Raw genomic sequence first — 10,844 nt, 5'->3', positions numbered from 1 at the left:
AGTTCTCAAAGAACAACCACACACCATCCGAAAACCCCCACCAGGAGGGCCCCGTCCGGGGCTTTTCCGTACCCGCACCCGCCGCTCTCGCGCCGGGCACTTTTACTACGTTACCTCACCGTCTCTGCCGTGTCAAACCGTGTATCCCGGTCTGTCGTGCTTCGTACGGGTATCGCACCGAGTGTTCCCGCGCAGCGGCGAACCACTGCTTGTGATCATCGGATTTGGCAGGCTGGCCGTCGCGATCTCTCGCGGTCTCGCCCAGTTCCCTGCCGATCTTCGACCCTACCCGGTTGGTTCCGCCGTTCCAAATCCGCCTCGCGGCGAATCGTCGGCCCCGTCCGGTCCGACTCCGGGGGATCGTGATCCCTCAGCGCCGGCTTGCCTGTCCCGCGCTCCGGCCTCCAGGTCTTTCGCCCTGTTTCGTCCGTTCCGCGCTGGCAGAGAGAAAGTTACGCGTCCGGAGTTTGATCGTCAAATCGGCGCGCAGCGGCCCGCGTCACACCATCTGCGATCAAGAATACGGGCAGCTCACGGTCGGTTGGTCGGGCGACGGGCCGCTCGCCAGCCCCGTAAGCCCAGGACGCCCACAGTGGTGCCGATCGCCAGTGACGCCGAGATCAGCAGCGCGTGCACCCACAGGAAGCCGGTCGGTGTCCCCTCGCCCACCGTCCCGCCCGCCCAGGAGCGCGGGTCGTTCCAGATGGCGACGGTGAACCGGGGCCAGATCACCCAGGTCCAGACGCCGACCCCGACAAGGAAGAGGGCCCAGCCACGTGACAGCACCATGGCTGGCCAGTATGCCAGCGTGATCGGCGATCGGCGGGAGCACCGGCGGTACCGGGATGCGCCGCGCGGCAGGTCAGGGGCCGGGTACCGGCGCCGGCCCGGAGCCCGGCACCGCCGGGGGCCCGGGACACGGTTTCGGCACGCGACCGGGTCGGCGCCTGCCTGCTGTCCGCCGTGACCAGTCGCCGCCGTAACGCCAGCCCCGTCGCGCCGCAGGGCGTACCGGCCGGGGTCGATGCGCCCGACGGCCGCACCAGTACGCGTAGGTCCGGATCCGGTCGGTGGCCGAGGAGGAGCGAACTCTGGAGTTCCACCAGCTCGCCGGTCACCTGCCCGGTAGCCACGGCGTCCAGCGCCGGCTACGAGCGCTGCCCCGTGCTGCGGACGGAAGGGCCGGTCCGGGGCAGCCGGTTGTGTTGTACGGCTGACCACCCGGGTGCCGTGGCAGGGCCTGCCGGGCATCCACGCCCCGGAACGGAGGTGAGGCCGCCTCCGTCGCGCCGGAGCGGGGCCGCCCCCTCCTTGGCCGCCGGTCATCTCGGCGGCGGCGGCGAGGAAGAGCAAGGGGGCGATCAGCACCTGCGCATGAGCAGGCAGTTCGCTCTCGATCCGCCCACCCAACTCGTCGCGCGACGTATTGACCTCAATCGCAGCCGAGGTTGCAGACAGTCATGACCGATCAGCGCCAGGAGCCGACCACCCACGACGAGTCGGGGCCCCCGCCCCAGCGCGGCAAGCGAATCCGCAACCGCGCCCTCGTCGTCCTGGCGGGCGTGGTGGCGGCGACCCTGGTCTGGATTGACCTCTACCGCTGTTGAGGTCGGAGACTGGGCACATGACGATCGGAGATGCCAAGGTCCAGGTGGACATGGTGTTGGACCTCATTTGCGTGCACTCGTACATCGGGTACGCCCGACTGACCCGGGCCGCCGAGCGGTTTCGGGCCGGGGGAGGCGAGGTGGAGATCCGCTTCGCCCCCTTCGAGCTTGCGCCCGGCGCGCCCACCGAGGGGATGCCACTGATCGAGGCGCTCACCCAGAGCTTCGGCGAGAAGACGGTGCAGCAGTTGGGTTACCTCGTCACCGAGGCGGCGAAGGACGGGCTGGAACTCCACTACGACCGGGCCATCGCCACCGGGACGTTCGGGGCGCACCGGCTCGTCGCCCAGGCCGCCCACCAGGGCCGGGGGGAGGCGATGGTGGAGCGGCTGTTCCGCGCGCACTTCACCGACGGGTTGAACATCGGCGACGCCGGGACGCTGGCCCGGCTGGCCGCCGAAATCGGCGTCACCCCCGACGACTCCGGCACCGAGGAGGTCCGCGCCGCGCTGCGTTTCGTGCGGGAAGCCGGGATCACCAGTGTGCCGCTCTTCCGGATCGAGGGTGCCCCGCCGATGCTCGGCGAACAGCCGGAGGAAGTGTTGTTCGCGGCGCTGACGGCCCCGAGCCTGACCGGATCGGTGATCCCGTCGAGCGAGCCGGACGCGGACGGGGTGCACGACAGCCCTCTGCCCGACGTGCAGAACCACGTGCAGCGGTACCTGGCCACCGACGGGGCCGACGGTCACGACTACTACGGCTTCCCGACGCTGCTGCTGACCACGCGGGGGCGGCGCACGGGCCGGCAGATCCGCACGCCGCTGATCTACGGCCGGGACGGCGACCGGGTTGTCCTGATCGCCTCCAACGGCGCCTCGCCGAGGAACCCGAACTGGTACCAGAACCTCTTGGCGGACTCGGAGGTCAGGGTGCAGGTACGCGCGGACAAGTTCGCCGCGGCGGGCCGGCTCGCCACTGCCGAGGAGCAACCGCGCCTGTGGGAGCTGATGGCAAAGATCTTCCCTAAGTACGACGAGTACGCCACCGAGACGACCCGGGACATTCCGGTGGTCGTCCTGGAGCCCCACCGGGACTGACCTCGGCCCGGGGCGGCCCATGTCCAGTCGAACAGCTCGACGGCCGAGACGCCGGAGGTGTTCCACGCCGGGCCGACCAGGTCCAGGTCCGGATAGTCACGAAAGCCGGCAGCAGTGGACGAAGCGGGCGAGTCGAGCGGAAGTTCGATGGGAAGGGCGCGAAGGAAGAGGCCGACCGCGCGCCGCAAGGACACCCGCGGACGTGTCCAGGCCGTCGCCGAGCCGGACGCGCCCCCCATCCAGAACGTCCGCGGCATCACCGCTCTGCTGGCCGTCTACTTTGGTTCCATCGCGATGTGCAGGACCTGCCCGGTGACCCGAGGAGAAACAGCGGGCGGTCCTCGACGTCACCTCCGGACTGCTCGCCCAGGGGCCGGGCGGCGGGCCGCCACCCGGCCCCGATGCCCCATCCGACGGCAGGGGACACCACGATGACTGACCAACGCTCCGATCAGTCCGAACTCACCGTCGGACAGCTCGCCTCCCGCAGCGGGGTGAGCGTCTCGGCCCTGCACTTCTACGAGCGCCAGGGCCTGATCAGCAGCCGACGCACCACCGGCAACCAGCGTCGCTACCCCCGCGACGCGCTGCGCCGGGTGGCGCTGGTCCGCATCGCCCAGCGCGTCGGTGTGCCGCTGGCGAAGGTCGCGGCGGTGCTGGCGCTGCTGCCCGACGGCCGCACCCCCACCCGGCTGGACTGGAAGCGGATGACCGAGTGCTGGCAGTCGGACCTCGACGCCCGACTGCGCCAGCTGCAACAGCTCCGCGACGACTTCGCGGACTGCGTCGGTTGTGGGTGCATGTCGCTGGACCGCTGCCCGATGATCAATCCGATGGACCGGCTCGGGGCGGAAGGGCCGGGCCCCCGACGCCTGATCGAACCGGTCGACACCGGGCGGGACGACGTCACCGCCGGCTGACCGGCATCTGTGGTCCGACATCGTCCCAGTGCGTCAGGACGTCGCCGGCGAGGGCTGCTGTCCACGGCGGCCAGGATGGCCGCCGTGTCGGCGAGTCCGCCACCACCTGCTCCGCCGCGTCCTGGTTGCTCTGGTGGTGCCCCGCCTCCGGGCCGAGCACCCGCCACGGATGGTCACAGATGCGGCAGCGGACACCCCGGGGGCCTCCGGCGGACAGCGGGGGCGGCGGCTGATCGGTACGGTCGATGTACCGACCTCTTCGCCGCCCCCGATCGAGAGAAGCCCGCCGTGTCGCACGTCGAAAAGATCACCGGTGAGCTGCGGACACTGACCACCGGCGTCGAGCGTGCACAGGGGCTGGCCGCCGCCACCCACAAGCAGGCGCAGGAGGTGGCGCTGCGCGCCGCCGCCGCCGGCTTCGCCGCCGTCGCGGCCGGCATGACCCGGGTACAGGCCGCGGTCTCGGAAATCCAGGGCGTCCTGAACGGGCTGGCCACATCCCTCGGCGAGGCGACGAAGACCACGGCGGCGGTCCCCCACCGGGCCACCCCGCAGGAGACCATCACCGGGCTCACCCCCGTGCGGAACGCCGTCGACGGTGTCCGCGACACCACGACCAGGGCCATCGGCCAGCTCGGCGAGACCCGGCAACTCGCCACCATGGTGCTCCAGGGCGGGCAACCCGGTCCGATGCTGTCGGCCCTGGAGAGCATCAGGCAGGTCCTGACACTGGTCGTCCAACGCACCAGCGTCACCCGCCAGTCCGTCGAGGCGGCCATCGCCGAGGCACGACAGCTCGGTTCCTCTGGAAACTGACCGGGCCCGGCGGCCCGGCCCCGGCCGGCCCCGTCCCTCCCCGCGCCGGGGCCCGATCTCAGCCGCCACCGCGAGCGGGCGCCTCACCCGGACACGCGGGGACGCCGCGCCTCAATTGCCACGCTCCTAGCCCCTGGCCCGGCCCTGTCCGCCGCTCAACTACCCAGCAGGCGACGCCCGAAGTGGATGGTCCACCCATCGGAGTCCGCGAAGTCCGCCGGCCGTTGCTGCTGCACCGACACCAGGCGAAGCCGGTCCGGCGACGGAGCGCTGTGCAGATTCCTGGGGCCTACGAGTCGCAGAGTCGTGATGAGGCCATAGGGCTCGCCGGGGGCCTGCTGCCACATGTCCTCGTACTTCGACTCGGCGAGCATCTCGAGCGGGCCGGTGCCGTCCAGATCGAGAACCGCAACGGACCCGCCGCCCACCGACCGCGCCACCCACCAGCCTTCCCCGACGCCCCCGCCTGGCCGCCGAGCCTGCCGACGACCGGGTAGAAAATCTATGCCGAACCGACTAGACATTCCCGGTGGTGCGGCATACTCTTACTCCAGTCGAGAACAGAGGGTCACCAAAGACGCAGACGGACCGCCCGGCCGTGAGGTCACGACGGGCAGTGAGGAACAGAAGTGGTTTCACCGTTCCTCACGAACGGCGATAGAAGCACGCCAGCCCTGACGTGATTGTGCGACGGGGCACCGCAGGTGGGGCCAGGCAGTCTCAGGGCTCCAGCTGATGTTCGCCGCACCTGTACGGGGCCAGAAGTCGCGTGGGCTCCGACACCGGCGGACCGCACGTCAGCAAGGGAAAGAGAAACAGAGGAAAGGGAGGGCCGTACACCGTTGGATCGCCCGCCGCCGGCCGTCAACCCAGGCCGGGCGGACACCGCAGTTTCCATCGAAGAGAGGTGGTCTCCGGTCACGCTTATGCGATCCTCGCACCCAAAGCCCTCAGTTGCGGCTGGTGCGGATACGACGAGCCGACGGTCATGTCGGCAGATGGTGTTCTGACCCGTAACCCTGGGCCCCGGCGCGTGAGCGCCGGGGCCCTCGACGTGGAGGTGGCATGGGGCAAAACCCTGATGACATGTTCGGCGACGAGGACTACCCCGCCTACACCATTGGTCGGGCCGCAGAGATACTCGGCGCCTCGCAGGACTTCCTGCGCCGTTTGGACGAGGCGAAACTGATCGCCCCCCACCGCTCCGCCGGCGGGCACCGCCGATACTCCCGATACCAGCTACGCCTGGCTGCCCGGGCCCGCGAGATGGTCGACCAGGGCACCGCCTTGGAGGCCGCCTGTCGGATCATCATCCTCGAAGACCAACTCGAGGAAGCCCAGCGGCAGAACGAGACGCGGAAGCATCGTGGGACGAGGCAGCACGACTGACCGCCGCGCCCTCGCGTGAAGTCGTCGGCGGGCCGCTGGTGCCGCAGGACAGGGCGGCCGCCAGGCCCGGCGGTCCGGGCACCGCCATTCGAGCGGCCGGCCGTGCCCGAAAGCGGCTGGTCGGCGGCGCGTGTAGCGTCCGACCATGGGCAGCGGCGGGACAGACGACGCCGGTACGGGAACGGACGCCTCTCGTATCGGAGGCGAAGTGACGTTATTGTCGGAATCGGTGACCGCTGCAAGGGTGACCGAGTTGCGACACGCGGTCGCCGCGGTTGCTCACTCGGCAGGTCTGGCGGACCACGGGTTGGAGGACTTCGTCTTGGCGGTACACGAGTTGGTCACCAACGCGGTGCGCCACGGCGGGGGCAGCGGTGAGGTACGGCTGTCGCAGCACCACGACATGCTCACCTGCGAAGTCAGCGATCACGGGCCCGGCCTGGATGAGGTGGCCGTCGCCCTACCTGCGCCGGGGGAGGTAGGCCATCGGGGCCTGTGGCTGGCCCAGCAGCTCACCGGGGGGCTGATGATCGTCACCGCCGGCCAGGGAACCAGCGCCTCGGTGACGGCGCGGCTCCCCACCCGATCGGCCGTAGGTGAGGAACAGTGACGATGCCCCCGGAGCAGACCTGGCACTGGCGCGTCGACGCCAGCGCCCGCCGCCGGGTCCTGACGCTGTTCGGTGAGATCGACATGTCGGGAGCCAATCGACTCGACGGTCTGCTGCACGAGACGATCTCTCAGGCCGGGGCGGTCGAGGTGGACCTGGAGCGGGTGACCTTCATCGACTCCATCGTGCTCAGCATTCTGGTCGGCGCGCACCACCACGCGGCCGACAGGGGCGTGGACCTCAGCCTGGTCAACGCCGCCGGACAGGTCCGCCGGGTCCTCGACATGACCGGCATCATGCAGCTCCTCGGCAGTCCCGCCGGACCGTCGCCGGTCGCGACCTGACCGCGTAACTCACCGCAGCCGGAGCGCATGCCGTCCGGTGTTAGGCGTGGAGGCCGGCCCAGCCCGGCACCCATACCTCGGTCGGGGTGACCGCCGTGATGCCACCAGGTGCCGGCGGAGTGCGGCGAGGGTGGGGCGCGAGTCGCCGGCGTACTGCTCCTGGCCACCCCGTTCCTGCTCCCCCGCCGCGCCGACACGCTCTCGCCGCCCGGCAGGGGCTCACAGTATTGGCGGCTGTTTCGGGGCGAGCCGCACCTTGCCAGGGACATGCACCGCGGAGCGCGGCTCGTCGCCCAGCCCACTACCGCTTCACCGTGAGCCGACCAGGCCGGCGACCGGACGACCGCAACCCGATCACAACCGGTCCACAGCCGCCGGTGCCTAGAAATGGGTCAGTCCCCGACGGGAAGTTCCCGGGACCGCTGCAAAGGAGAACGACATGTTGAAGACCACGAAGGCCCGCCGGATCGGGGCGATGCTGGGAGCCGCCGCAGCGGTGGCGGCGCTCAGCGCGGCGGCGGGTCCGGCGCCCGCCGTCGCCGGCGTCGACGCCGAGGTCGGTTCGGCGGGTGCCTACAAGATCGCTGACGTGACCGCGCTGGCGCCGGGTTCGAGCACCTCCGGAGGGTGGAACAACACGCCCACCACCCGGTACTACAACGTGGACGTCCGGCCGGTCGCCACCACCGTGACCCAGAGCTGCCAGCTCGAGGTGACCCGGCAGTGGCGCAAGCAGAACTGGAACGCCGACAACACCCGTGAGCTCGAGATCTACTGGACGGTCAAGAACGTCGGTTCCTACACCTGCGACGGCGACGTCTACCTCTCCTGGGTCAGCAACTGACCGAGCACGCCCGACCGGGCCCCGGCCAGCCGCCGGGGCCCGGCCCGTCAGCCACTGGGCACGGTTTGCCGCCCGGTGGGCACCAGCTCGCGGAGGCGGGCCGGCAGTTCCTCCAGCCGGTACGACTCGCCGCGCGCCCAGGCGGCGTAGAAGGCCCGCTCGGTCAGCGCCAGACGGACCCGGTCGAGGGTGGCCGCGTGTGCGGCGTGTTCCTGCGCCGGCACCGGCGCCCCGATCGCGACGCGGGTGGCGCTGGCCGCACCGAGCAACTCGACCGCCGCCGGATGCCGGTTGTCGGCGGCGAGGACGGCGGCGAGCGCCTCCAGCAGGCTGGCGCCGCGCCACCGGTCACCGACCGCACAGTGCAACTCCAGGCTGCCCCGGAGCAGTCCGGCCGCCCGCCACCGGTCGCCGTCGCGGGCCTCGACCAGGCCGACGATGTTCAGTGCCCAGGCGATGCCTTCCTGGAAGTCGAACTCCCGGAACCGGCACAACGCGTCCTCGGCCAGCCAGCGGGCGCGGGCGTCCTGCCCCCGGTGATACGCCACGGCGGCCAGGTGGACCCGGGCGGACGCGATCCCCTCGGGATCAGCGAGCTGGTGGAACTCCGCCAGGGCCGCCTCGATGAGCGGTTCGGCCCGGTCCAGCTCGGCGCCGAGCCAGGCGGTGAAGCCGGTCATCAGCAACGTGTCCGCGATCCCACGCCGGTTGTCGACGAGCCGGTGGACGGTCAGCGCCTCGGCGTACCGGGCCAGCGACCGGTCCAGCCGGCCCTGTTCCCGGTCGACCGAGCCGAGGAGGCTCAGCGCCCGGGCGGACCCGCTGTCGTCGGCGAGCTGCCGGTGCACCTCCAGCGCCCGCTCGCCGTGCCCGGTGGCGGCGACGTAGTCGCATTCGAAGAGGGCCAGGTACGCCGCGGAGAGGCAGGCCCTGGCCAGCTCGGGTGCGGGCGCGTCGTCGGTGCCGGTGAGCGCGTCGGCGAGCCACCGCCGGCCCTCCCGGTACCGGCCGCGCAGATGGCAGTACCGCCCCAGGCCGGCGGCGAGCCGGAGCTGTTCGGAGCGGGAGCCGTGCCGCCGGTGCCACTCCTGCGCGGCGACCAGGTTGTCGTGCTCCACCGCGAGCCGGTCCAGCAGCACCTCCAGTTCCGGGCCGTGCAGTTGCCGGTCGACCTCCTCGGCCAGCCGCCGGTAGTGCACGGCGTGGCACCGGTACGCCTCGGCGGACTCCACCGCGGATTCGGCGAGCCGCTCGGTGGCGTAGTGCCGGATCGTCTCCAGCAGCCGGTAGCGGGCCCGGTCCCGGCGCCGGTCGGTCACCACCAGCGACCTGGCGACCAGGTCACCGAGCACGTCGATGGCCTCCTCGGCCGGACCGGGCGCCACCGCCTCGACCGCGTCGAGGGTGCCGCCGCCCCGGAACACCGCGAGCCGGCGGAACCACCGCTGCCGGGCCGGGCTGAGCAGGTGGTAGCTCCAGGACATGGCGGCGTCGAGGGCGGACGGCCGGCCGGCACCACCCGGGCCGGTGCGGAGCAGCCCGGGTTCACGCAGCCGGTCGGCGATCTCCGGGAGGGTGAGCACCGACGTGCGGGTGGCGGCCAGCTCGATCGCCAGTGGCAGCCCGTCGAGCCCGGCGCAGATCGCCACCAGCGCGTCGGCGTCGGCGTCCCGCAGGTCGCGCACGACCGGCACGGCCGCCCGGTCGAGAAAGAGCCGGACCGCGTCGTAGCGGCGGGCCTCGGCGAGGTCGCCGGTGAACGGGCCGGTCGGTACCGCCAGCGGAGCCACCGGGAACGCCCGCTCCCCCGGCAGGCCGAGGGTCTCCCGGCTGGTCGCCAGCACCCGCAGCTGCGGGCAGCGGCTCAGCAGGGTACCGACCAGCGCCGCGCAGGCAGTGGCGAGGTGCTCACAGTTGTCGAGCACCAGCAGCAGCCGGGCCCGGCGCAGCTGCCGCGCCATCGCGTCGACGGGAGACGGATCGCCCTGGTCCGGCAGGCCGAGGGCGGTGCCCACGGTGCCCGCCAGCCGGTCCGGGTCGGCGAGCCCCGCGAGTTCCACGAACCGGACCACCGGGTCGTCCCCGGCGCTGAGTTCCGCGGCGACCGCGAGGGCCAACCGGGTCTTGCCGCACCCCCCGATGCCGGTGAGGGTGACCAGCCGGTGGTCGGCTAGGAGCGCGCCGATCTCGGCCGCCTCGGCCCGACGGCCGATCAGTCGGGTCAGTGGTGCCGGCAGCGGTGGGCCGGCGACGGTCGGCCAGCCGGACGGGCCGGCTCCGTCCGGTGCCGGATCCGCCGCTGCCCGGCCCGCGTCGCCGCCAACCGGTCGGTCGGGGGCCGGTCGGTCGGGGGCCGGTCCGACGGGCGCAGCGCTCTCCCCGGCCAGGACGGCGGCCTCCACCTCCCGTAGCCGCCGGCCCGGCTCGATGCCGAGCTGCGCCACCAGGACACCCCGGGCCCGCCGGTACGCGGCCAGTGCGTCGGCCCGTCGACCGGCCAGGTGCAGCGCGGTCATCAACAGTTCCCAGAGCCGTTCCCGCAGGGGTTCCCGGACGACCAGGGTCTCCAGCTCGGCGGCGACCCGGGCGTGCTCGCCGAGCGCCAGCTCGGCGGCGCAGAGATCCTCCACGGCGTTCCACCGGGCCTCGTGCAGGGTGGCCGCCTCGGCCCGGGCCCACTCGCCGATCGGGCAGTCGGCCAGGGCGTCGCCCCGCCACAACCGCAGGCCGGCCCGGAGTAGTTCGGCCGCCTCGGTGCTCGCACCGGAGCGCAGGGCCCGGTTGCCCCGTCGGGCCAGTGCCTCGAAGCGCCGCGCGTCGGTCTCGCCTGCGGCCAGGGCGTACCCGGGTGGCCGGGTGGTGATCAGCTCGGGCAGGCCGGCGGCGGTCAGCGCCCGGCGCAGATGGGCCATGTGGGCGTGCAGCGTCTTGGTCGCCGAGGCGGGCGGTTCCTCGCCCCAGATACCGTCGATCAACTGGGCCCGGGACACGACGTCCGGGGCGCGCAGGGCCAGCAGCCCGAGCAGGGTCCGCTGCCGGGGCCCACCCAGCCCGACCCGGCCCCCGGCACCCGTGGTCACCTCCAGCGGCCCGAGCAACCGGACCTCCGCCACCACCGTCGGCCCAACCTCTGTGGCCATCGCGCCCCCTCCCCGGGAGGAGGAGAGCACGACGGGGCGCCGCAGGCAAAGCGGCCGTCCGGAATCCGTCCAACGTC

11 protein-coding genes and 1 pseudogene are annotated in these 10,844 nt (G+C 72.2%); 9 read left to right on the top strand and 3 right to left on the bottom strand.

Annotated elements, in window-relative coordinates; genetic code table 11:
• Positions 1-531 precede the first annotated feature (531 nt).
• On the bottom strand, positions 532-789 hold the full coding sequence (locus ACH4T9_RS27890; protein WP_396672032.1) for an SCO4848 family membrane protein: 258 nt from the start codon (positions 787-789) through the stop codon (positions 532-534).
• A 671-nt stretch (positions 790-1,460) separates the two neighbouring features.
• Between ACH4T9_RS27890 and ACH4T9_RS27885 the strand changes: the two genes are divergently transcribed.
• From ACH4T9_RS27885 to ACH4T9_RS27865, 5 genes and pseudogenes are all read left to right on the top strand, one after another.
• A complete protein-coding gene (locus ACH4T9_RS27885; RefSeq protein WP_396672031.1) occupies positions 1,461-1,607 on the top strand; it encodes a hypothetical protein in 147 nt (48 codons plus the stop codon).
• Positions 1,608-1,624: 17 nt separating this feature from the next.
• Positions 1,625-2,200, top strand: a pseudogene (locus ACH4T9_RS27880) (DsbA family protein); the annotation flags it as partial.
• Between the two features lie 51 nt (positions 2,201-2,251).
• Positions 2,252-2,704 (top strand): nitroreductase family deazaflavin-dependent oxidoreductase, encoded by a 453-nt coding sequence (locus tag ACH4T9_RS27875; protein WP_396672087.1) that lies wholly within the window; start codon positions 2,252-2,254, stop codon positions 2,702-2,704.
• A gap of 431 nt (positions 2,705-3,135) precedes the next feature.
• Positions 3,136-3,624 carry a redox-sensitive transcriptional activator SoxR gene (gene soxR / locus ACH4T9_RS27870; RefSeq protein ID WP_396672030.1) on the top strand — a complete coding sequence of 163 codons (489 nt, stop codon included), beginning with the start codon at positions 3,136-3,138 and terminating at the stop codon, positions 3,622-3,624.
• Between the two features lie 288 nt (positions 3,625-3,912).
• Positions 3,913-4,440 (top strand): DUF6244 family protein, encoded by a 528-nt coding sequence (locus ACH4T9_RS27865; protein WP_396672029.1) that lies wholly within the window; start codon positions 3,913-3,915, stop codon positions 4,438-4,440.
• 155 nt (positions 4,441-4,595) lie between these two features.
• On the opposite strand, the gene ACH4T9_RS27860 is transcribed toward ACH4T9_RS27865, so the two are convergent.
• The gene (locus ACH4T9_RS27860) at positions 4,596-4,880 is read right to left on the bottom strand and encodes a hypothetical protein (protein WP_396672028.1); all 285 of its coding nucleotides are present in this window, start codon (positions 4,878-4,880) and stop codon (positions 4,596-4,598) included.
• A gap of 625 nt (positions 4,881-5,505) precedes the next feature.
• Between ACH4T9_RS27860 and ACH4T9_RS27855 the strand changes: the two genes are divergently transcribed.
• The 4 genes from ACH4T9_RS27855 (at position 5,506) to ACH4T9_RS27840 (ending at position 7,627) form a co-directional block, all read left to right on the top strand.
• On the top strand, positions 5,506-5,829 hold the full coding sequence (locus ACH4T9_RS27855) for a MerR family transcriptional regulator (RefSeq protein ID WP_396672027.1): 324 nt from the start codon (positions 5,506-5,508) through the stop codon (positions 5,827-5,829).
• Positions 5,830-5,974: 145 nt separating this feature from the next.
• Positions 5,975-6,439 carry an ATP-binding protein gene (locus ACH4T9_RS27850; RefSeq protein WP_396672026.1) on the top strand — a complete coding sequence of 155 codons (465 nt, stop codon included), beginning with the start codon at positions 5,975-5,977 and terminating at the stop codon, positions 6,437-6,439.
• Between the two features lie 2 nt (positions 6,440-6,441).
• Entirely contained in the window at positions 6,442-6,783 is a 342-nt protein-coding gene (locus ACH4T9_RS27845; protein WP_396672086.1) for an STAS domain-containing protein, read from the top strand.
• Positions 6,784-7,222: 439 nt separating this feature from the next.
• Entirely contained in the window at positions 7,223-7,627 is a 405-nt protein-coding gene (locus ACH4T9_RS27840) for a hypothetical protein (RefSeq protein WP_396672025.1), read from the top strand.
• A gap of 47 nt (positions 7,628-7,674) precedes the next feature.
• Here the strand turns inward: ACH4T9_RS27840 and ACH4T9_RS27835 are convergent, their stop codons facing one another.
• Entirely contained in the window at positions 7,675-10,767 is a 3,093-nt protein-coding gene (locus ACH4T9_RS27835; RefSeq protein ID WP_396672024.1) for an AfsR/SARP family transcriptional regulator, read from the bottom strand.
• Positions 10,768-10,844: the final 77 nt, after the last annotated feature.

It is taken from the genome of Micromonospora sp. NPDC020750 (assembly GCF_044334565.1).
Taxonomy (GTDB): Bacteria; Actinomycetota; Actinomycetes; order Mycobacteriales; family Micromonosporaceae; genus Micromonospora.
The sequence above is the reverse complement of the archived record's forward strand: the minus strand, read 5'-3'. Positions and strand labels throughout refer to the sequence as shown.